19 protein-coding genes and 1 tRNA gene are annotated in these 19,956 nt (G+C 68.7%); 4 read left to right on the top strand and 16 right to left on the bottom strand.

Features of this window, described 5'->3' with window-relative positions; genetic code table 11:
* Positions 1-42: 42 nt before the first annotated feature.
* From C8E97_RS10520 to C8E97_RS10500, 4 genes are all read right to left on the bottom strand, one after another.
* Positions 43-1,212 carry a lanthionine synthetase C family protein gene (locus tag C8E97_RS10520; RefSeq protein WP_121003904.1) on the bottom strand — a complete coding sequence of 390 codons (1,170 nt, stop codon included), beginning with the start codon at positions 1,210-1,212 and terminating at the stop codon, positions 43-45.
* Positions 1,209-4,265 (bottom strand): lantibiotic dehydratase, encoded by a 3,057-nt coding sequence (locus C8E97_RS10515; protein ID WP_121011265.1) that lies wholly within the window; start codon positions 4,263-4,265, stop codon positions 1,209-1,211. The genes C8E97_RS10520 and C8E97_RS10515 overlap by 4 nt, the downstream gene beginning before the upstream one ends.
* Positions 4,266-4,329: 64 nt before the next feature.
* Complete coding sequence (locus C8E97_RS10510; protein ID WP_121011262.1) at positions 4,330-4,512, bottom strand: FxLD family lanthipeptide; 183 nt, start codon at positions 4,510-4,512, stop codon at positions 4,330-4,332.
* A gap of 611 nt (positions 4,513-5,123) precedes the next feature.
* Entirely contained in the window at positions 5,124-5,675 is a 552-nt protein-coding gene (locus C8E97_RS10500; protein WP_121003900.1) for a DUF4254 domain-containing protein, read from the bottom strand.
* Between the two features lie 165 nt (positions 5,676-5,840).
* On the opposite strand from C8E97_RS10500, the gene C8E97_RS10495 reads away from it, so the two are divergent.
* Positions 5,841-7,154, top strand: a complete 1,314-nt coding sequence (locus C8E97_RS10495) for a helix-turn-helix domain-containing protein (RefSeq protein ID WP_246018792.1) — start codon at positions 5,841-5,843, stop codon at positions 7,152-7,154.
* Positions 7,151-8,029 (top strand): phosphotransferase enzyme family protein, encoded by an 879-nt coding sequence (locus tag C8E97_RS10490; protein ID WP_121003896.1) that lies wholly within the window; start codon positions 7,151-7,153, stop codon positions 8,027-8,029. Before C8E97_RS10495 ends, C8E97_RS10490 begins: the two co-directional genes overlap by 4 nt.
* Before the next feature lie 8 nt (positions 8,030-8,037).
* On the opposite strand, the gene C8E97_RS34025 is transcribed toward C8E97_RS10490, so the two are convergent.
* From C8E97_RS34025 to C8E97_RS36790, 6 genes are all read right to left on the bottom strand, one after another.
* Entirely contained in the window at positions 8,038-8,955 is a 918-nt protein-coding gene (locus tag C8E97_RS34025; protein WP_147455045.1) for a hypothetical protein, read from the bottom strand.
* A 414-nt stretch (positions 8,956-9,369) separates the two neighbouring features.
* Positions 9,370-10,893, bottom strand: coding sequence for a relaxase/mobilization nuclease domain-containing protein (locus C8E97_RS10485; RefSeq protein ID WP_121003894.1), 1,524 nt, complete (start codon positions 10,891-10,893; stop codon positions 9,370-9,372).
* Positions 10,890-11,294, bottom strand: coding sequence for a plasmid mobilization protein (locus C8E97_RS10480; RefSeq protein WP_121003891.1), 405 nt, complete (start codon positions 11,292-11,294; stop codon positions 10,890-10,892). Before C8E97_RS10480 ends, C8E97_RS10485 begins: the two co-directional genes overlap by 4 nt.
* Before the next feature lie 95 nt (positions 11,295-11,389).
* Positions 11,390-12,580 (bottom strand): AAA family ATPase, encoded by a 1,191-nt coding sequence (locus C8E97_RS10475; RefSeq protein ID WP_121003889.1) that lies wholly within the window; start codon positions 12,578-12,580, stop codon positions 11,390-11,392.
* A 4-nt stretch (positions 12,581-12,584) separates the two neighbouring features.
* Complete coding sequence (locus tag C8E97_RS36440; RefSeq protein WP_281275321.1) at positions 12,585-12,710, bottom strand: hypothetical protein; 126 nt, start codon at positions 12,708-12,710, stop codon at positions 12,585-12,587.
* A gap of 91 nt (positions 12,711-12,801) precedes the next feature.
* A complete protein-coding gene (locus C8E97_RS36790; protein WP_170211726.1) occupies positions 12,802-13,065 on the bottom strand; it encodes a helix-turn-helix domain-containing protein in 264 nt (87 codons plus the stop codon).
* Between the two features lie 95 nt (positions 13,066-13,160).
* On the opposite strand from C8E97_RS36790, the gene C8E97_RS10460 reads away from it, so the two are divergent.
* Both C8E97_RS10460 and C8E97_RS10455 read left to right on the top strand, forming a co-directional pair.
* Positions 13,161-13,745 (top strand): hypothetical protein, encoded by a 585-nt coding sequence (locus C8E97_RS10460; protein ID WP_121003883.1) that lies wholly within the window; start codon positions 13,161-13,163, stop codon positions 13,743-13,745.
* An 18-nt stretch (positions 13,746-13,763) separates the two neighbouring features.
* Positions 13,764-14,933 (top strand): tyrosine-type recombinase/integrase, encoded by a 1,170-nt coding sequence (locus tag C8E97_RS10455; RefSeq protein ID WP_121003881.1) that lies wholly within the window; start codon positions 13,764-13,766, stop codon positions 14,931-14,933.
* 120 nt (positions 14,934-15,053) lie between these two features.
* Here C8E97_RS10455 and C8E97_RS10450 read toward each other — a convergent pair.
* The 6 genes from C8E97_RS10450 to cmk all read right to left on the bottom strand — a co-directional run bounded on the left by C8E97_RS10450 (position 15,054) and on the right by cmk (position 19,873).
* Positions 15,054-15,127 (bottom strand) — tRNA-Pro (locus C8E97_RS10450).
* A gap of 180 nt (positions 15,128-15,307) precedes the next feature.
* Positions 15,308-16,420, bottom strand: coding sequence for a sensor histidine kinase (locus C8E97_RS10445; protein WP_246018791.1), 1,113 nt, complete (start codon positions 16,418-16,420; stop codon positions 15,308-15,310).
* Entirely contained in the window at positions 16,414-17,076 is a 663-nt protein-coding gene (locus tag C8E97_RS10440) for a response regulator (protein WP_121003879.1), read from the bottom strand. Before C8E97_RS10440 ends, C8E97_RS10445 begins: the two co-directional genes overlap by 7 nt.
* A gap of 21 nt (positions 17,077-17,097) precedes the next feature.
* Positions 17,098-18,507, bottom strand: coding sequence for a ribosome biogenesis GTPase Der (der, locus tag C8E97_RS10435; RefSeq protein WP_121003877.1), 1,410 nt, complete (start codon positions 18,505-18,507; stop codon positions 17,098-17,100).
* Positions 18,504-19,157: a lysophospholipid acyltransferase family protein gene (locus C8E97_RS10430; protein ID WP_121003875.1), complete on the bottom strand. Its 654-nt coding sequence runs from the start codon at positions 19,155-19,157 to the stop codon at positions 18,504-18,506. Before C8E97_RS10430 ends, der begins: the two co-directional genes overlap by 4 nt.
* Positions 19,154-19,873: a (d)CMP kinase gene (gene cmk / locus C8E97_RS10425; protein WP_121003873.1), complete on the bottom strand. Its 720-nt coding sequence runs from the start codon at positions 19,871-19,873 to the stop codon at positions 19,154-19,156. Before cmk ends, C8E97_RS10430 begins: the two co-directional genes overlap by 4 nt.
* Between the last annotated feature and the right edge of the window lie 83 nt (positions 19,874-19,956).

The following is a 19,956-nucleotide window of genomic DNA, read 5'->3' as shown; positions in this document are numbered from 1 at the left end:
GTAGCGGCGTGCGCCGGGCACGGCGCTGGGTTGCGGCGGGTGTCAACCGTTGAGCAGCAGGCAGGCATCCCATCGGGTGACTGGTGCAGTGCCAGCTCGGGCGGCCAGGAGAACTCCGGTGATGCCTTCCAACAGGCCGGGTGCGGTCGGCGGACCGTGGTGGTCGAGGTGGTTGTGCAGACGGGTGCGCAGCGCGGGCAGGCTGGCGGCCAAGCGATCGTCGGTGGCGTCCGCTGCCATGCGCCAAGCGGCGTACAGGAGTCCGGCCCAGCCGTGGCACAGCGAGGCGTCGTGCAGCTGCGCGAGCTGGTGTTCGTCGTTTACGCAACCTACGAGGGCCTGTTCAGCGGCGCGTTGGCGAGCCTGGTCCTCCAAGGCGAGGGCTGCCAACTGCTGGGCACGGGCGATGCCCGGCGTGCCGTAGCACCAGGACGGGCGCTGTGGACCGCGCTGGCGAACGGTGCGATCCCGGTGTTCGGCGCGGGACACGATGCCAGGCCACCACGGGTTGTCCATCGAGCCTTGGCGCAGGTCGTCGAGCCAGGTACAGATCCGCTCCACCGCCTCGAATTGACCGGAGACCGCGGTGCCGCGTCGCGCGGCGATGGCCAGCAAGGCGAGTGGGCCGGTGATGCCGTGGGCGATGCCCAGGTTGCCGTGCCCGCCCGACCAACGGTCTTCTCGGTGCTCACCTGGCCCGTTGCTCCACCAGCCAGGCATCTGCTCGCCGTTGACGACCACGGGTTCAGTCAGCCGAACGAGGTAGGCCAATACCTGGCGCAGCAGGTCGGTGTCGCCGTGGGCGTGCAGGAGATACGCGCCGATCCCGGTCAGACCGCTGATCAGGTCGAACTCGCGGACCTCGCCAAGCTCGCAACGATCTATGCGGTCATGAGCGACGGAGAGGCGCTGTTGCGCGAGGGTCCTGATGTGCTCATCGAGGGTTTGCAGTGCAGTCGGAAAGATCGGTCTCCCTACCGACCAACGAGCCGCGTGCAGGGTGAAGGCGACTGCTGGTCCTCCTCGGTACAAGCCGGAGGAGGCGGGATTAGCAGTTACGGGGTGCTCGGTCATCATGCGCAGCCACGGCTGAGCGGTGTCCCACTGACGGTTCTCCAGGTGCAGGAGGGCGATTCCCGCCGCACCTCTGCTCAAGTCCTGTCCCCAACGTGGCTGCGCGGCCAGCAGCGAGGTATCGGTCAATGCGATCACCGAACACCTCGGGCGCGCCAAGCCAAGGCGGCCTGGCGGGCCACGCGGCGGCAGGATGCCTCGCTCACTCGATCAACGCCGAGAACCCGGTTGTGGTGCATGTGCAGCAAGGACTCCAGCACCGCATCGGCGTCGATCTCAGCGGGCAACTGCTTGCGATAGGCGGCAATGGCAGCAGCTCGGACCTTCCACGCCTGAGTCAGCTCATCCGTCCAACCCGGCAGTTCGCGAAGGTTCTCGGCCAAGACCAAGCGGATCACACTCACCGTGTGGTGACGGTCCGCAGTTCCCGGCGCAGGACGGTCGAGCAGCCAGCGCAGAGCCCGTTCACGGCTGTCGAGGAAACCGTCCGCGATGGCGATCATGCCGACTGCGGCCAAGACGGCGGGAGCGACGACGGCGTCAGGCAGTTGCCGCAGTTGGCTGGAGACCGCAGTCGAGTCGGCGATGAACACCTCCTCGGCCGCTTCCATCGCCGGGCCGGGCCCGTAACGACCTGTCTCGGGCAAGTAGGTGTCCAGGACGAGGCGCGAGGCGAAGCCGTCGTGGCGGAGTTGCTGAGCCCACTCACCGACCGCAGCCACGGTTCGCAGGTGTTCTTCCCGGCTGGAGGTGCGCAGGCGCAGCCGCAGGTGGTCGTTCTCCTGCGGGCTGCGGTAGCGGATGTACCACGCTCGTGCTGCCGATCCGGTGGTTTTAAGGAGCTGTGGCAACCGGTGGGCGACGATCTCGTTCACTCGGTCGGTATGGGTGTAGAGCTTGGCGTACAGCCAGTCCGCCGTGCCGGGGAGATGCCCGTGGTCGCTGTTGGTCACGAGTGGCAAGGCTGCGACGTGCGGAGAGGGTGTCGGTGGTCGCATGGAGGCCAGTGGCACAGCGATCTCGTGGACGTGGCCGCCCGCCCAGCCGAGCAGGGTCTGGTCGGCGACTTCGACCAGGATCGCCTGCCCGTGGCGGGCCAGGTGGGTGCGGAGCACCTCGGCGTGCACCGGCTCATCCAGGGTGAGCCGCAACGAGCGGTCACCGTCGCGCAACTCCAACGTGCTGGGGCAGCGCAAGCGTTGCCGCCAGTGTTCGAGCGCCGTCCTCCACTGGTCGTTGTCGGTGGTCCTGGGCAAGTCGGTTGTGCCGAGGCGCCAGCGCGCTGGGCTGAGCACAGCGTGGCGGTAGCGCACCCTGGGTAGGAACGGCAGCCGGTCCGCATGCGGTCCCCAGTCGAACTCGTGCCACGCTGCGGTAAGCGCACGAGGCAGGTGGGCCAGGAACCGCGCCAGCGGTGGGGCCTGCTTGTCCAGCGCCAGCGCGTGGAACACCTGCGGTTCGACCACCTCGTTCCGCGACCGGCTGACCAGGTGGAGGCCGTGGTGGGTGGCGGTCACAGCGAGCTCGTCCAGGCTCACGACTGCGGCGTGGCTGCTCCCGCCGTGTTCGCCGAGCGGGAGCACGTGCGGCAGGTAGACCGGGACGCGCGACACGTTTTCGGCGTTCGGGAAGACCGGCCGGAACGAGAGCTGCACCGGTAGGGCACCCTCCACAGCGGTCGGCATGGTCGCGTACGTCGTACTCAGCTGGGAGCCGTCGATCACGCCGGTGAATCGGGAGGTGAACGTCCCAGCCGAGCGGCCTGGCGCCACGGTGAACGTGTAGTCGCCGCGCTGGAGCGCGTCCGGACCGGTGGCCTGTATGCGGGCGGCGAGTTCGACATGCGGCGGGATGCGGCGTTGCGCAGAGCTGCCTCCCACGGTCAGCGCGTCGATCATCTCGTCGGTGAGGACCACCTCGTCGGCGCGGTCGACGACCGCGTTCCAAGCCAACGTCAAGAGCATCTCGTGGCGTGGTGATCCCGAGTCCGGCGGCATGGGGTGCGGGCTACCGAGGTAGCCGGCTGGGAAGCCGAGCCCGGCATCCGGATCGACTACGTCGGTCAGCGGCACCGAGGTTCCGGTCCCGTAGCGAGCGCAGAACGCGGTGTAGTACTCGTGCCACACGGCCTGCCCAGTTGGCTGGTTGCTCAGCCGTACCAGGACGTCGGCGGCGCGCTCAATCTCGTTGACCACCTGTTCAGGCAGGGCTGTTCCGACGTCCAGGCGCAGGTCGAGTCCCAAGGGAACTCGCCCGGCTGAGGAGATCGTCCTCATGCGGCTGCTGAGTTTCGCCCGCATGGAGACCTGCGCTGCACGTGTGGCACCCGCCTGGTTGTGCCGAACGAGTTCGGAGTGGATCGCTTCCAGCTCACGCAGCACGGGTGCAGTCTCGGGCAGGGTGTCAGCTCGTGCTCCCCTCAGGCGGCGAACCAAGTGCTCCAGTGGATCAGTGATCGTCATCGGGGCGCGTAGGCACGTGATGAGCAATCCTTTGTGGACCAGCGCGACTAGAGTGTCGTTGACCACGGTGGGATCGGCCTGTGGGAAGGCGGTGAGCACCGTGGTGACGAGTTCGCCAAAGCTGATCGGCTTGGAGGCGGCCTCACGGACCACGTCGACGACACGGGTGCGGCGGATGCTGGTCTTGGCAGGCCCATGCGGTGCTTCCAACCGAAGACCGCGTTCGGCGGCGAGATCGGTGAACACCACGTCCAGGCGCTTCACCAGCTCGGGTCGCGCTTCGAGCTGGTCGATCACGTCGGCCAGCCAGCTTGTGTCGACGCGCGCGATCACGCGGTGAGCGCCTCCCCAACGCGTCTGCACGCCGCTGGACGACGCGTCGAGCAGCGCGACCGGTGCCACGCCTGCGAACAGCCCGAACGGCGTGTGCCGGCTGACCGCGCGCAGCAAATATCGAACCGTAGCCAGGGTGGCGCGGCGCACCTGCTTGCTCGTAGCGGCGGGGTTCTCGCGTAAACCTTGAACCCGCGTTGCCAGCCCAGGACTGGCGGCACCGATTGCCTCGGCCAAGTCCGGTCGTGACCAGATTTCACTCAGCCACGATTTGCACATCTCGGTGTCGACCAGGTTGGGCCACCGCGACGGCACCTCGTGCAACGGGATCGCCGCCGCGCGCAGCAGGCCAACCCCTTGGTTCCGGTAGAGCGGAGTTGTGTTCGAAGTGGGCATTTGGCCCTCCAAGGCGGCGGTCGGACCGGGCAACCCGTGCCCAGCCCGACCGCGACGACTCAACTCATGCGTTGCTGATGCAGGACGAGGCGCAGGTCGGGTCGCACCCGTCGTCGGTCGCGCACCTGCCGACGCCGGCGGGCAACGCGTCGGTGGACACCCGCAGGTCCAAGTCGAACTCGGGGTCCAGGTTCGCCGCGCCGGTCACCGCGGTGTCGATCGGGGGGACGAGAGCCAGTGCCGTCATCATGTGCTCCAAAGGTTGTGCGGATGTGGAAATCGGTGTGACGGCTCACGGATGACCGGACCGTCATTTCTTGGTGAGCGGGGGGCTTGCGGATCGGAGCGTGGACGCGCCGCGTCGAGGTCGACGCGTCCACGCTCATGTGGCCCTCGGCAGGGCGACGGGCGACCGCCGGCCAGCTGCCGCGTGCCGGCCGTTCGCGGTCGTGGGAGGCCCGTCAGCTACCGGCTGCGTTGGGCGGTGGTCCACGCCGCGCATGTTGATCTCCGTATTCGACGCCAGTCGGAGCGCCGCCAACGGTGACCTGCGTTTCAGACATCGGGGTTCTCCTCGTTGAACCAGCGGGATTGCTGCGAAGCAGTCGGCGGCCACAGCCGCGCGTGGAGGTCGACCGGCACCAAGTCAGCGAGCCGGACGCCTGCAGCGATCACCCGATGCGCCGCGTCGTGGAACGGAGGGCACGGCCACGACCGGGCTGAGCAGACAGAGCAGGAGGACTGCTGGCCGGCGGTCGGCAGGTGAGCGGTGAGGTCGTCGATGGCCGTTGCGACACGGCCGGCGGGGCTGTCGGTCGCCACGACGACTGCGACGACACCGCGTGTCCCGTCCATGCCTCACGCGGCCACGTCATGGCCAGTGAGCGCCTGGTAGACCGGCAGCCGCCGCCGACCGCTCAACAGATCGGTCACCAGGTCGTCGTAGCCGATGCACAGTTCGCCCAGCCGGTGCAGCACCAGCTTCGCCGGATCGCGTGCGGCCGGGTCGTCGTCCTCGGCCAACAGCCGGGACCACGCCCACAGTGCGGCCAGCCGGTCGACCAACTGCCCGAGACTTTCGGTGTGCAGTAGCCGCGCGCCGGACTCGCCGAACTGCCCGGTCGCCCAGACGTCGATCTGCTCGGCGAGCCTCGATCGGGTGACGTCGTGGTCATGGAGAGCGCGGAGAGCTGCGGCGATCGCATGGTCATCGCTGCACGGGTCGCTGACGATCCGCTGAGCCTCGGTACGCGCCCAGTGCTCAGCTCCCAAGTACGCCCCCACGGCGAGCACCGGGTGATCGCCGTCGACCTCGCGGGGACTGCTGAAGGCCCGGATTACCAGCGAGGCGCGCGGGATGACGCCGGCAGCGTTCATCGTCCTGCCCTGCTCAAGCGGGGTCTCCGTCATGCCACCAACCGTGCCCGCTGTCAGCACCGATGCGGGCACCGGGAACGGAGGATGTCAAGGGGAGGATTCGGGGAGGGTTGCGATCCTCCCCTTCTGGGGAGCAGTACCCGTCAGATCACGGTGCGTGCCACGATGGCCCGGGTCACACTCGGGGAGGCTGGACCAGTGCCCAAGGCGAACGATCGGCTGCGGCAGGCGCGGGAACGCACCGCCTCGCCCACTCAGCCTGACGAGTGCCTGTCCCGGCAGGAACTTGCCGACCTGGTCAACGCCTACGTCTGGCACCACCACCAGCGCAAGGTGGAGTTGGACGCCAACTACATCGGCAAGCTCGAACGCGGCGACATCCGCTGGCCGAGCGCGCTCTACCGGGAGGCCCTGCGCGTCACCCTGGGTGCCTCCAGCGACGCCGCACTGGGCTTCAGCAATCGCCGTCGCACGGTGGTAAAGCTGGCGACCGTGGACCGAAAGCAGTTCCTGCGCACCGCCGCCCTCGGCGTCGGCTCCCTTGCGCTCGCCCCGGTCGCCGCCCTGCTGGAGGGCACCCAGCCCACCACGGCCCCCGCCCGTGTCGGCCAGACCGAGATCGAGCAGATCCACACCGCGGCACGCGTGTTCGCCGGGTGGGACCACACCTACGGCGGCGGCCTGGCCCGCGAAGCCGTCCTCGCCCAACTCCGCTTCTCCGCCGACCTGCTCGGCGCCAACTACCCCGCCAAGCTGCACGGCCCGCTGCACAGCGCCGTCGGCTACCTCGCCCACACCTGCGCCTTCATGGCCTTCGACGCCTACGCCCACGACGACGCCCGCCGCGTGTTCCAGTTCGCCTTGGCCTGCGCCGAGGAGGCCGAGGACTGGCACCTCCGCGCCAAGATCCTCTCCTCGATGGCCCGGCAAGCCATCTGGATCGGCAAGCCCGACGAGGGCCTGACGCTCACCGAGCACGCCCTCGTCCGCTCCGACCGGCTCACTGCCACCGAGCGGGCCATGCTCCACACCGCCCATGCCCGAGCGCTGGCCAAGATGGGCCGCGTCCGGGAGACGCTCGTCGCCGTCGGCACCGCCGACGACCACTTCACCCACAGCAACCCGGGCAACGACGCGTCGTGGATGCGGTACTACGACGCCGCACAGCACGCGGGCGACACCGGCCACGCCTTGTTCGACATCGCCGTCCAGGGCCGCTCCCCCGCCGAAGCCACCGCCCGGCTCTCCACGGCCGTGGCTGGGCACACCGCTGCCTATGCCCGCTCGCGCACCATCTCGCAGATCAAGCTGGCCTCGCTGACGATGGCCACCGGCGACCCGCGCGAGGCCGCGGTGATCGGCTCAGCGGCACTGGACGCCGCCGGAACCATCCGTTCCAACCGCGCCATGGACGACCTGCGGGAGTTGGCTCGCTACGGCCAGCGGCACCGGAGCATCCCCGCGGTTGAGGCCCTGCGGCACCGCATCACGACCTTGGTGGTGGCACGATGAGCAGCGACCACTCGTCCGTGCTGGCCGCTGCCTGCGCAGAGGTCGGCCTCGACCACACCGACGCCGAGCCGATCCGGCTGGGCGAGAACGCCATGTTCCGCCTGCCAGGCGGCGTCGTGGCGCGCATCGCCAGGCCCGGCCAGCTCGCCGCCGCCACTCGTGAGGTCCGCATCGCGCAGTGGCTTGCCGAGCACGAGATCCCGGCCGTCCGAGCGTTGAAGGACATCGCACAGCCGGTGCAGGCGGAGGGCAGGGCTGTGACCTTCTGGGAGGAGCTGCCTCCTCACCGACACGGCACTCCCGCTGAGGTCGCCACAGCGATCCGCCGGCTCCACGACCTCCCCGTCCCCACCGACCTGCCCATCGGCGACCTGGACCCGTTCGTCCGGCTCACCGAGCGCATCGACGCGGCCACCACGCTCACCGACGAAGACCGGACCTGGCTCCGCGAACACCTTGTGTCGCTCCAGACCCGCTACGCCAACCTGCCTCCTGGCCTGCCGCGCTGTGTCGTGCACGGCGATGCCTGGGTCGGCAACGTGGTGGCCACCGACGACGGACAGGTGGTGCTTCTCGACCTCGAACGCTGCTCCGTCGGCCCACCCGAGTGGGACCTCGTCAGCACCGCGATCAAGCACACCAGCTTCGACTGGATCACCGCAGAGAACTACCGCGACTTCTGCGACCGCTACGGCCACGACGTCACCACGTGGTCCGGCTTCGAACTGCTCCGCGACATCCGCGAACTGCGCATGGCGCTGTACGTCGCTCAGCGCGCAGCTGGGTACCCCGCGGCACACGAAGAGGCCAACCTACGCATTAGCTGCCTGCGAAAGAAGGCAGCTCGACCTTGGGCGTGGTCTCCCGTGACGTGAGCTTGCAATCAAGCCGGGTGCGTAACCATGTACCATATAAATCCAAAAATCAGGGCCATCAGCACCGCACCCGTTATCGCGCCGTTGCGAAAATACACGAACCGGTCCGGAGTTCTGACGGTTGTCGCATCCAGTGCCAACTTCGCAGCACTGCGCATCTCATCGACGTTGCCCTTGAGTTTAGAGGAGGTCGCCGTTAGCACATTCGCCGCCACATCAAGTCTCTGAAGGTAGTCTGGATTTTCCAGATTACTGGCAGCATACAGCAAATTCTCGATGCGATTAGCCGCCCTGTTCATTGACTCAACTGCCGATTCCAGCAGAGTGGCATGGTCCGGAAGGTTGACGAGAATCTTCGCAGAATCCGCCACAATGTGGGCATAATCAGGGAGAACTGACAGCTTCTCCGTTGACTCCAGTAGCATGGGAACATAGTCAGGCAGATTGTGCAGGCCACCAGAAGAGTCGACTAGCATCCACGCATAATCAGGCAGCGAGCGAAGCGAATACGACGACTCTTGCAGAGCCGGGATATAGTCCGGAAGAGTTTCAAGAACGCGAGCAGAGGAAGCCAAGGAAGCAATCGAATCGGAGTCAAGATATGGGCGATTGAAAGTTTCCTCGACGAGGATGCGAAGCAACTCAACGCTTTCGCCCGTAACATCCTCGACCTTTGCAATCGCATCCAGCAATACAGCCTTAGTCTCGCTCATTATTTCGGTCAGGCTTTTGCTGAGCAGTTCACCAAGCGCATCCTCGGTAAGCGACTTCAAATCTTTCGCCAGATTTCCTTCACGCTCCTTTTTCCAGCGCTCGAGTTCTTCTACGGAGTATTTCAACCCCGTCTGCTTGCCGTCCACCAAGCCGTGATGGTATGCACAAAGGAGGAGAAGGTTCGGAAAAGAGCGACGCTCGTCGTCGCTCATGCCGCCGTCATACCTGGGACCATTTTTGCTGGCCGCACGTATGTGCGCTATTTGCACCAGGAGTATGGGGGTGCCGTCGTCGGCCATTCTCACGACTTGCTTGTCGCACTTCGGCTCGTAACACCGCCCGAGACTGAGAGCAAACAGAGCCTTTTTGGTTGCCTCAAGATAATCGCGAGCCGCCACTTCACACCTTTCAAGATCATCTGTAGTCGTCCCGTCGCGCCCAGGGTCGGGGATTGGCGCGGACGCAGCGAGCATACGACCCCCCACCGACAATTCCGTTCAGTCGCCCTAACGCGGAATACATGCTTTATACATCTATCCAATTCCACCTGCTCGGGCCCATATCGTCCGATGGTCAGCAACTGGCAGCTACGACCTCAACATCATCTGCTTCAGTGCACATGCAGCTCAGCGCGTACGTCTCGGAGATAGACCCGGATCTCGAAGAGTCGGCTTTGGCGCGCGAGGCAGGAGGTCTGGACGTTTCAGTGCTGCAGTTGGTCGAGATGCTCCGAGGCTGCTCCGGTTCGAGACTTGCCACGTAGGAAGAGTTGCGCCGTGATCCTCGATCATGACGGCAGCACTGTGGGCGGCAGCAGCTTGCGCCGGTCGGTGGCTGAGCTGCCACCAGGTCGCCACTTCAAGCACCAGCGACATAAGCGCTGACAACAGTGCCGTAACCAGTGCTCCTGTGGTAACTCGCTTGCTCTGCAGCCCTATCCTGATCACATCGCGGGCGACCGCGCGGAGGTCAGCGGCCATGCCCGACCAGTACGGCGGTCCCAGTCGCCGTGGTGCCACAGCCGCCTTCTCGTAGGCATCGGCCGCCTCGGCGATAGCATTGGAACTCGGACCACTGAGAGATCTAGCCACGGCGATCAGCACGTCCTCCGTGGCATGGATGATGTCGCCGTCGTCGCTTGCAATGGATACGTCACCAGCCGCCACGCTTGCCGCTAAGTATTGCTGTGCGGCATCCACCACCTGGGTTGCTCTGAGCAGTACGACGTCTCGGTCACGGCGCGTCGCAAGGGACACGGTGGTCGAGTCGTTAACGCCGGCCCAGCGTGCGACGAGCATCGGCGCGGACAGGTCGTACGCGAGACTGCCACCGCCGAACCACACCCTGCCGTCGGCGGAGGTAGTGCTCCGGTCCGCGAACATCCCTACCCGGTAGCCAGTCAGCTCACCCGTCGAACTCCATCGAGCCTGCACCGAGACCAAGGGCACTTGTTCCAGTAGCGCGATGAACTCGCGAGCAGAGGCTGCTTCAGCAGCGGCGGCACGGACCGCCTTGCGCAGTGCGTCGCGGCTCGCACCTGGCCGTCTGGTCCGAGCCGCCTTCTCCACCTCCGCACGAGTCGGACGCACTGCCGCAGTCTTGTCCGATGGCGAGGTCCGGGTCAGGTCGAGGCGCTGCTCCACCTCCAGGCACCACTGCCGCCAGCGCGGCCAGTCGCGGTAGGTGCCAGCGACCGTGCCGTCACCGCGGACTAGGTTGATGGCGACGTGGACGTGGTCGTTGCCCTCCTTGCTCGGGCCGTGGTGCACCGCGGCCCAACGGCACCCGGCCCGGCCGTCGTCGGTCGGACCGAAGCCCATTCGGTCGATGGCCTCCTCTACCAGTTCGCGCCAACGTGTGTCGCCGAGCCGGCCATCCTGGCTGGGGATGGACAACACCAAGTGGTAGACGTGACCACCCTCCAGGTCCACCTCGTGCCCGGTCATCGGCGCGTCGATCTCACGGGCGAGGCGGGCTAGCCAGCCGCGGTGACGCTCGGCGAACGCGCCACCCTCCAGCCACTCCGGATCCCACGTCGCGACCAGGTGTGGGTCGGTGTGCTCGTTGCTCTTGCCGGGACCGAACAGGTAGCGCAGCAGACCGTAGGTGTCCTTGCCGTACTTGCCCTTCGCCGGAGCCTTCGCAATCACAGCTCGCGCTCACGTGACGAGTCGGCCGGGTCGATAGCCGCGAGCACGGCCCGGTGCTGCTCCAGCGTCGCGGTGAAGTAGGCCAGCGCGACGGGTAGCTCCGGTGGTAGGTCGCCGGTGCTGTTGGCGACGGTGGCCATCTGGTTGAGGTTGGTGCCGATGCGAATGAGCCGGGTTTCGACGGTGTCGAGTCGTTCAGCCCACCAGCGCTGCTCGCGCAAGCTCCAGCCGGTGGTCGAGTCGCGCAGCGCGGACTCCACCAGGTAGCGCAGGATCGACAGGCCCGCGACCGCCGCACGTGCGACGAGAGCTGTGTACGTCGTGACCGTAGTTCGGACGTGGATGCTGACGGCCGAGCCGCCCGTCACGCGACGCTGCCGCCGCGCCTTCCGTTGCGTCATCAGTTCCCCCGATGAGTAGCCGGGCGTGCCCCCTGCACGGCCGGGACGCCGACCGCAGCGCTTGGCTGCGGCATCGGAATCCGGTAACCGGATCCCTAACTTGCTGACCGCGGCAGTTGGTCGTCGTCGTGCTGCGAAGAGCGCACGAAGGGAGCGAAGGGAGCGGTGTCGCCGGTACTGCTCCCTTCGCTCCCTTGGGTGCTCCCTTCGTGCCTTGTCTGGCTAATCCGCCACACCCAGCCGCCACCGAAGTCGGCCTTCTCGGAGCGCACTCTGGCTCTGGTCTTGGCACGCTTCAGGGCGTCCTTGGAGAAGCCGGCCTGGTGCCCTTCGTCCAACAACTCCAGCACCGGCGCCTCACCACCGCGCTCCCTCAGGTAGTCGGTGAGCCACGCGGCAGCATCGGCGCGCTCGTCCCCGTCGTCGTACGCGGAGCGCTGGAGGAGGTCGACGACCGAAGCCGTCGAGTGCCCCTGCCAGACGATCCGACCGACCGCAGTCTCACCGCCGTCGTCGGCCATGACGGTGGCGGAGATGGTCCTGTAGGACAGCGACGGGACGCTGGACACGGACACCACGTTCGACTTGATGACCGACAGGACGAAGTTGTCCTCGTCCTCCGCAGCGCATCCCAAGGCGTGCCGGACAACCTGCGTGTAGGCCCCGGCTCCGCCGATGGCGTCGACCGGATCGACGCCCGCTGTCGCCTTCCGGAAGTGCCCGATGCCCAGGACGGTCGTGCCGGTCTGGTGCGCCAGGAGCCTCAACTTTTCCAGCTGCGGGCGCACGACGGAGTTGTCGTTGAGCTGTCCGGACAGGGACGAGTTGAGCGCGTCCAGCACGAGGAGAGCGGGCCTCCGCGCCTCGACGACCTCGCGCACTGCATCCAGGTCGAGGTTGACGATGAGCGGCGTGCCGTCGCGTGAATCGCCGTAGACGACGTCGACCAGGTGCAGCCGCTGCGGGTCTCCCCCAGCCGCGATGAGCCTGGCCTTGAGCGTGGATTCCGAGTCCTCCGTGATGGAGTAGAGGACGTGCTGCGGCTCGCCGGTGAAGTCGCCGTCGAGCTGTCCTGTGGTCAGTTTCGCCGCCAGGTCCGCGACGACCGTGCTCTTGCCGACGCCGGGTTTGCCGACCAGCAGGGCGACCTCGCCGACAGGTAGGTACTCCCGCCACGCGAACCGCGTATGCCTGATTTCGACCTCGTTCGCCGACCTCAACCGCAGGCGCCGGGTCGGTGGTTCCTCGTGCGCGCCAGGCGGAGTTTGTCCCCCGAACTCAGCCATGACGTCAGTCCTCAGCGGACAGTGTGCGCACGAGCGACGCCGTGATCACCATGATCCGGCCGCCGTACTTGGCCACCTTGGCGGGGAACTCGTCGCGCGCGACGAGCTCGTACGCCTTGCTACGGCTCATCCCGAACGCTGTCGCAGCGGTCGGAACGTCCACGGCCGGTGGCCACGTCGCCTTGATCTCCGCCAGGGTCGGACGTCGCTTGGCCTCGTGCCTACTCCCCACCGGACTCGCCCCCTTGCCGCTGCCGCTCGACCAAGCGAGCCAGGAAGGCGTGGTAGGCGGTGATGTTGCGGCCACGCGGCAACCGGTCGCCAGTCTCCCAACGGTGCACAGTGGACGCCGTTACTTCGCAGTCCTGAGCCGCCAGCGCCTGGCTCAGTCCAGCAGCGACACGTAGGTCGCGCGCATACCCAGTTGTGATCCACTCGCGCAGCTCCGCAACGCGGTCCGCGAGCGTCAATCCCCCCGTACTCATGCCGCCAAGATAGATCCTTTGCGTTGACATGTCACTGTCACAGCCATATCGTCACGAGGTGTAAGCGCTCATGAAGGGATGCGTATCGTTCTGTCGTGCCTCGCCTGCCGAAGAACTTCCGAATCGACTGGGTGTCGGTCGAGCCGGTGGAGTCCAGGGGATACCTGCCAGCCGGTCCCGACACCGCTGTGCCCGCTTTCTTCGATGCCCACATCCAACTCGGTGACCCGCCGGCGGCTGTGAGGATCGAGGTGCAGGTGACGGCGGATTCGGGACCGGCGATTGTCGAACTGAGCATCAGGTCGAACAGCCGGTCACCGATCACCACGTCCGTGCTGAGGCAGGTACTGGTCGACCAACTGCTGCGGGAAGCGATGAACGCAGCGGTGGTACCGGCTTCGGTTCGCGAGGAGTGGTTGGCGACGTTGCCGCCCGAACATCGCGAACGCGCCGTATCCACAGGTACGGCGCCGGTGCTGGACAGCCTCAGCCAAGCCGACCGGGACGCGCACACGGCGGCACAGATCTACACCGAGGCACTGGCAGCGGGCAGCAAGTCGCCCGCGGTCATGGTGGGGCACGCGATGAACCGCTCTCGCCCGCAGGTGGCGAGGTACATCCGCAGAGCTCGTGAGCTTGGCCTGTTGCCCCCTCTGGGTCCACCAGAGGGGGACCGATAACGAAGGAGCACCACCGCAGTGGGGGACCCGATCAAGAAGGTCGAGTTGAAGGACGGCACGACGAGGTACCGGTTCGTGATCGACATCGGGCGCGACCCGGCGACCGGCAAGCGTAGGCAGCTCACCAAAACCTACGGCACCAAGAAGGAAGCCCGCGCCGAGTACGCCAAGATCAAGCACCAGACCGACGAGGGCGCGTTCGTCGTGCCGGACAAGACGACCGTGTCGGACTGGTTGGACACGTGGCTGAAGTCCACGACGGTCGACGTCGAGAAGGCCACCGCCGCCAACTACGCCGACGCGCTGCTGCCGGTACGCGAGCGGCTCGGCGGCAAGCGGCTCCAAGCGGTCACCGAGGAAGACGTGGACGATCTGGTGAGCTGGATGCTCACCTCCGGCCGCAAGCGCGGCGGGAAGGTCGGCAGCGGGCTCGGCGTCCGGTCCGTCCAGCTCACGCTGGGCCGCTTCAGGTCATCGCTGAACGTGGCACTGCGGCGCAGGCTGGTCGTCCGCAACGTCGCCCAGTACACGCAGATCCCACGCGAAGCACGGCGCAAGGCGGCGGCTGCGGCGGCCCAGCGGGTGCCGTGGAGTGAGACGGAGGTGAGAGAGTTCCTCGCCTCGATCCGCGACCACCGGCTCCACGCGCCCGTGCTCCTGGCGCTGATCGGGATGCGGCCAGCCGAGGTGTGCGGGCTCAGGTGGAGCGCCGTCGACCTCGACGCCGGGACGCTGTCGGTCGAGCTGACCAGGACGCTGGTCGAGGGCGAAGTCGAGGAGAAGGGGCCCAAGTCGGAGAAGGGCAAGCGCAAGCTCCCGCTCCCCAAGCCCCTGCACGCGGCGCTCAAGGCGTTCAAGGCCCGGCAGGCCGCAGAGGCCATCAAAGCCGGTGAGCTGTACGAGCGGTCCGGGTTCGTGCTGGTCGACGAGCTGGGCCAGCCTTGGAAGACCGACCGGCTCCGGCGGGCCATCTACAAGCTGATGGCCGAGGCGAAGGTCAGGAAGGTCCGGCCCTACGACGCCCGCCACGCCTGCCTGACCTACCTGGCCACCTCGGGCGTCCCCGATGTGATCGTCAGCGCCTGGGCTGGCCACGCGGACCTCAGCTTCACCAAGCGGGTCTACATCCACCCCGACGTCGAGCACCTGCGCCAAGCGGCCGACCAGCTCGACGAACTCCTGGGCTGAAGCAAGCAGTACGAGCGTTCGTGAGAAATTGTGAGATAGCGCTGCCCTGAAACGGGTCAGGGCCTTGTCTCACCGAAGTGATCCAAGGCCCTGATCTGGGCTTACGCCCTCTATCGACCGTCGGGACGACAGGATTTGAACCTGCGACCCCTTGACCCCCAGTCAAGTGCGCTACCAAACTGCGCCACGTCCCGGCCACATCCCCGTTCCGGGGGTGCGCGCATAGCTTAGCGCACCCGACAACGACCCCCGTCACGGCCCCCCGTGTTCGCCGATCAAAGCGCTGAGCTGGGCGTTTGGCGGAGACCCGCCGGGGCGGGCCTCCGCGTTCCCCTCGGTCGACCTACCGCTCCCCCGAGCGTCGACGCCTGCCACTATGCGTTCGCCGCGTTGTGCGCACTACCGCCTGAAGTCGAGTCACCTGCGTCAACTTTCGACGGACCGGAGGGTAGGTCGGCTTCCAGCTCCCAGCTGCCGTCCGCCCGCGGCGTGGTGGTGAGGGTCCCGCCCACCAGGCGGATGCGTTCGGAGAGGCCGTGGAGGCCGCTGCCGCCCGGCTCGGCGGTCGACGGGTGGAGTGGCCGGCCGTTGACCACCGAGACCTTGACCCTTCCGTCCGCTTTCGACAGTCGCACCTGGACGGCCGCGCCGGGCGCGTGTTTGGTCACGTTGGTCAGGGCTTCCTGCACCACGCGGAATGCCGCGCGGCTGATGGACGGCGGCAGGTGGTCGACCTTGTCGTCCAAGCGGATGGTCAGGCCGGCGGCCCTTGCCCGGTCCACCAGGTGCGGTATGTCCTCGTGGCCCTGGGCCGGTTCCGTGTTGAGCAGGCCGAGGGCCGCTCGCATCTCCGCCAGCGCGTCCTTCGCCAGGCCGCGCAGCCGCCGCGCGGTCCGCCGCACCTCGGGCGAGTCCGTGGTCGCCGCCAGGGCCGCCGACTCCACCGCGATGAGCGTGGCGTGGTGGCCGACGGCGTCGTGGATCTCGCGCGCGATCCTCGCCCGTTCCGACGCCCGCGCGCCGGCCTCCCGCGCCTCCAGCTCCGCCTCCCGCGCCCGTGACGCCTCCGCGAGGCTCTCGGTCAGCTTCTGCCGGGTCGTGATGAGCGCGCCCAGCGCCGTGGGCGCCCCGGACATGAACAAGCTGAACGCGTACGTGAGCAGCACGCCGCCCACGGTCAGGTGCTGGGTCGCCACGACGACCGTCGCCGGGAACGCCGTGGTCACCGCCGCGCTCACGACCATGACCCGCACGGACGACGTCCGGCCGACGCGGTAGAGCGCCACGACGGTCGGCGGCCAGCCCAGGCCGCCCGCCAGCGCGGGCAGGCAGGCGAGCACCGCGGCGCACGGCCACCACCGGCGCACGGGCAGCAGCGCGCACGCCGCCAGCGCCGTCGGGATGGACCACGCGTACGGGGCGACGTCGGCCAGCAGCACCATCGCGGCGGGCACCGCGACGGCCAGCACCTCCAGCACGATCACCACGCGCCACCGACCTGGTGCGCCACCAGCGCCGCCTGCACGCGGTTCTCCACGCCGAGCTTCGTCAGCACGGTGGACACGTAACTCTTCACCGTCGCCTCGCTCAAGCCGAGGCCGGCCGCGATGGTGCTGTTCGACTGCCCGTTCGCGATCCGCGCCAGCACCTGCTTCTCCCGCGCGCTCAACGTGTTGAGCTGCGGGTTCTCCCGCAGCCGCCCCGCGGCGCGCAGCCTCGGCAGCAGGCGGGCGGTGATCCTCGGGTCCAGCACCGCGCCGCCCGCCGCCAGGTCGACGACGGCCCGGACCAGCGCCTCGGGTTCGGCGTCCTTGAGCAGGAAGCCCTGCGCGCCCAGTTCGAGCGCGGTCGCCACGTAGTCGTCGAGGTCGAACGTCGTCAGCACCGCCACGGCGGGCGGGTCGGTCCACGCCAGCAGCGCGCGCAGCGCCGACAGCCCGTCCATCCCCGGCATCTGGACGTCGACCAGCGCCACGTCGGGCCGCTGGCGGCGCACCGCCTCCAGCAGGGCCGCGCCGTCCGCCGCCTCCGCGACGACCCGCACGCGGCCGTCGGCCTCCAGCAGCACCCGCAGCCCCCGCCGCAGCAGCGCCTCGTCGTCCGCGAGGACCAATCGCACCGGCACGACGTCAGGCAACCGCATTCGGCCTGCCGGGGCAACCGATCACTTCTTCGGGCGCTTCTCCCGCACCCGGACCGAGATCCGCACGGGGCTCCCCTCGAAGCCGAACTCCTCGCGCAGCCTGCGCTCGATGAACCGCCGGTAGCCCGCCTCCAGGAAACCGGTGGTGAACAGGACGAACGTCGGCGGCCTCGTGCCCGCCTGGGTCGCGAACAGCACCTTGGGCTGCTTGCCGCCGCGCACCGGCGGCGGGGTGGCCTGGATGAGGTCGTTCAGCCAGGAGTTCAGCCGTCCGGTGGGCACGCGGGTGTCCCACGAGGTCAGGGCGGTGCGCAGGGCGGGCGCGAGCTTGCGCACGGCGCGCCCGGTGAGCGCGGAGATGTTGACCCGCTCGGCCCACGGCACGCGCACGAGGCCCCGCTCCAGCTCGCGCACCATCGCGTTGCGCCGGTCCTCGTCCACCAGGTCCCACTTGTTGAACGCCAGCACGCACGCCCGGCCCGACTCCACGACCATCGTCAGCACCCGCAGGTCCTGCTCGCTGATCGGCTCGGACGCGTCCAGCAGCACGATCGCCACCTCGGCGGACTCGATCGCGGCCTTGGTGCGCAGCGACGCGTAGTACTCGGCCCCGGACGCGAAGTTCACCCGCTTGCGCAGGCCGGCGGTGTCCACGAACCGCCACACCTCGTCGTCCAGCTCCACCAGCGAGTCCACCGGGTCCACGGTGGTGCCCGCGACCGCGTCGACGACCGAGCGCTCCTCCCCCGTCAGGCGGTTGAGCAGCGACGACTTGCCCACGTTCGGCCGGCCGACCAGGGCGACGCGCCGGGGACCGCCCGCGGTCGACGCGAACGTGTCGCGCGGGGTCTCGGGCAGCGCCGCGAGGATCTTGTCCAGCATGTCGCCGGACCCGCGCCCGTGCAGGCCGCTGACCGGGATCGGCTCGCCCAGGCCCAGCGACCACAGCGACGCGACCTCGGCCATGAGCCGCTCGTCGTCCACCTTGTTCGCCACCAGCAGCACGGGCCGCTTGGAGCGCCGCAGCACCTTCACGGCGGCCTCGTCGGTGGTGGTCGCGCCGACCGTCGCGTCGACCACGAACAGGATCGCGTCGGCGGTGGCGATGGCCAGCTCGGCCTGCGCGGCGACCGACGCCATCATGCCGGTGGCGTCGGGCTCCCAGCCGCCGGTGTCGACGACGGTGAACTTCCGGCCGTTCCACAGCGCGTCGTAGGCGACGCGGTCGCGGGTCACGCCCGGCACGTCCTGCACGACCGCCTCGCGACGGCCGATGATGCGGTTGACCAGCGTCGACTTGCCCACGTTCGGCCGGCCGACGACGGCCAGCACCGGCTGCGGGACGATCGCGACCTCGTCACCGTCGCCGGAACCGCCGTCGAACGCGGTCCAGTCGGACTCGTCCGCCCAGGTGCCGTCCAAGTCCGTCATCCTGCTTCTCCACTCACGCTTCGCTTGCTGTCGAGCTCGGCCACCAGCGTGGCCAAGCGGTCGCGGACCTGCTCGGTCGCCTTCTCCAGCGCCTGCCTGCCCTTGTCGCCGGGCACCTCGAACGGCTCGCCGACCAGCACGTCCACCACGGGCCGGAACCGGCGCCGGGCACCGGCGGGGCGCCGGGTGCCGCGGCACGCGACCGGCACCACGACCGCACCGGTCGAGCGGGCCAGCCACGCCGCGCCCTGCTGCGCCTGCGCCACGTCACCCGCGCCGCGCGTGCCCTCGGGGAACACGCCGACGACGCCGCCCGCGCGGAGCACCTTCTGAGCCGCCACCAGCGGCGCGCGGTCGGGCACGCCGCGCCGCACGGCGAGCTGGCCGATCCGCCGCAGGCCCCACCCGGCGGGGCCGCGGAACATCTCCTGCTTGATCAGGAACACCACCCGGCGCGGCAGGACGCCGAACAGGACGGGTCCGTCCACCATCGAGCTGTGGTTGGCGACCACCACGACCGGACCGGTGGGCGGCAGGTTGGACCGCCCGGCCACGCGCACCCGGAACGCCCACGCGAACGGGACGCGGGCGAACCACCGGCCGAAGTCCAGCAGCCAGGGCAGCGCGCCCTCGGGCAGCTGCCCGCTCACCCACCCACCGCCACCACGCGCAGCCCGCGCCGCTCGACCAGCTCCAGCAGGGCGGCGAGGGTGCCGGCGAGGTCGAGGGACGTGGTGTCCAGCTCGACGGCGTCCTCGGCGGGCCGCAGCGGCGACACGGCGCGCGTCGAGTCGTAGGCGTCGCGCCGCCGCACGTCCGCCAGCGTCGCGTCGACCGTGGCCGCGCGGCCGGAGTCGCTGTCCTGCTTGGCGCGCCGCTGCGCGCGGGCCTCCGCGTCGGCGGTCAGGTAGACCTTCAGCGCGGCGTCCGGCACGACGACCGTGCCGATGTCCCGGCCCTCGACGACGATGCCGCCCGCCTGCTCCAGGGCCGCGGCGATGATCGCGCGCTGGTGCGCCACCAGCAGCTCGCGCACCGACGGCACGGCCGACACCGGGGACACCGCGCAGGTCACCTCGGGGCCGCGGATGTCCGCGCCGACGTCCACGCCGGCCAGGGTCGTGGTCGAGTGCTCCGGGTCGTCGCCCTGCGCCAGCCCGGCGGCGCGGGCGACCGCGGCGACGCCCTCCGCGTCGGTCGGGTCGACGCCCGCGCGCAGCACGGCCAGCGTGACCGCGCGGTACATGGCGCCCGTGTCCAGGTAGCGCGCGCCGAGCGAGGCCGCCAGTCGGCGCGCGGCGGAGGACTTGCCGGTGCCGGACGGCCCGTCGAGGGCCACCACGCCACGCAGCTCACCGTGTGCCACCGGGGTTTCCTCCTCAACGCGACCGGACCGTCAACCTCCTATTGTGCCTGGTGTGGCCCATCACACCCGCACCAGGGCGCGGC

It is taken from the genome of Saccharothrix australiensis, from assembly GCF_003634935.1.
Taxonomy (GTDB): domain Bacteria; phylum Actinomycetota; class Actinomycetes; order Mycobacteriales; family Pseudonocardiaceae; genus Actinosynnema; species Actinosynnema australiense.
This window is presented reverse-complemented; position numbering and strand designations above follow the sequence as displayed.

Coding starts and splice junctions, on each gene's coding strand:
- C8E97_RS10490 (WP_121003896.1), top strand. CDS start 7,151: ATGAGCAGCGACCACTCGTCCGTGCTGGCCGCTGCCTGCGCAGAGGTC.
- C8E97_RS10515 (WP_121011265.1), bottom strand. CDS start 4,265: ATGCCCACTTCGAACACAACTCCGCTCTACCGGAACCAAGGGGTTGGC.
- C8E97_RS10500 (WP_121003900.1), bottom strand. CDS start 5,675: ATGACGGAGACCCCGCTTGAGCAGGGCAGGACGATGAACGCTGCCGGC.
- C8E97_RS34025 (WP_147455045.1), bottom strand. CDS start 8,955: ATGAGCGACGACGAGCGTCGCTCTTTTCCGAACCTTCTCCTCCTTTGT.
- C8E97_RS10480 (WP_121003891.1), bottom strand. CDS start 11,294: ATGACGCAACGGAAGGCGCGGCGGCAGCGTCGCGTGACGGGCGGCTCG.
- C8E97_RS10440 (WP_121003879.1), bottom strand. CDS start 17,076: ATGCGGTTGCCTGACGTCGTGCCGGTGCGATTGGTCCTCGCGGACGAC.
- C8E97_RS36440 (WP_281275321.1), bottom strand. CDS start 12,710: ATGAGCCGTAGCAAGGCGTACGAGCTCGTCGCGCGCGACGAGTTCCCC.
- der (WP_121003877.1), bottom strand. CDS start 18,507: ATGACGGACTTGGACGGCACCTGGGCGGACGAGTCCGACTGGACCGCG.
- C8E97_RS10475 (WP_121003889.1), bottom strand. CDS start 12,580: ATGGCTGAGTTCGGGGGACAAACTCCGCCTGGCGCGCACGAGGAACCA.
- C8E97_RS10510 (WP_121011262.1), bottom strand. CDS start 4,512: ATGACGGCACTGGCTCTCGTCCCCCCGATCGACACCGCGGTGACCGGC.
- C8E97_RS36790 (WP_170211726.1), bottom strand. CDS start 13,065: ATGAGTACGGGGGGATTGACGCTCGCGGACCGCGTTGCGGAGCTGCGC.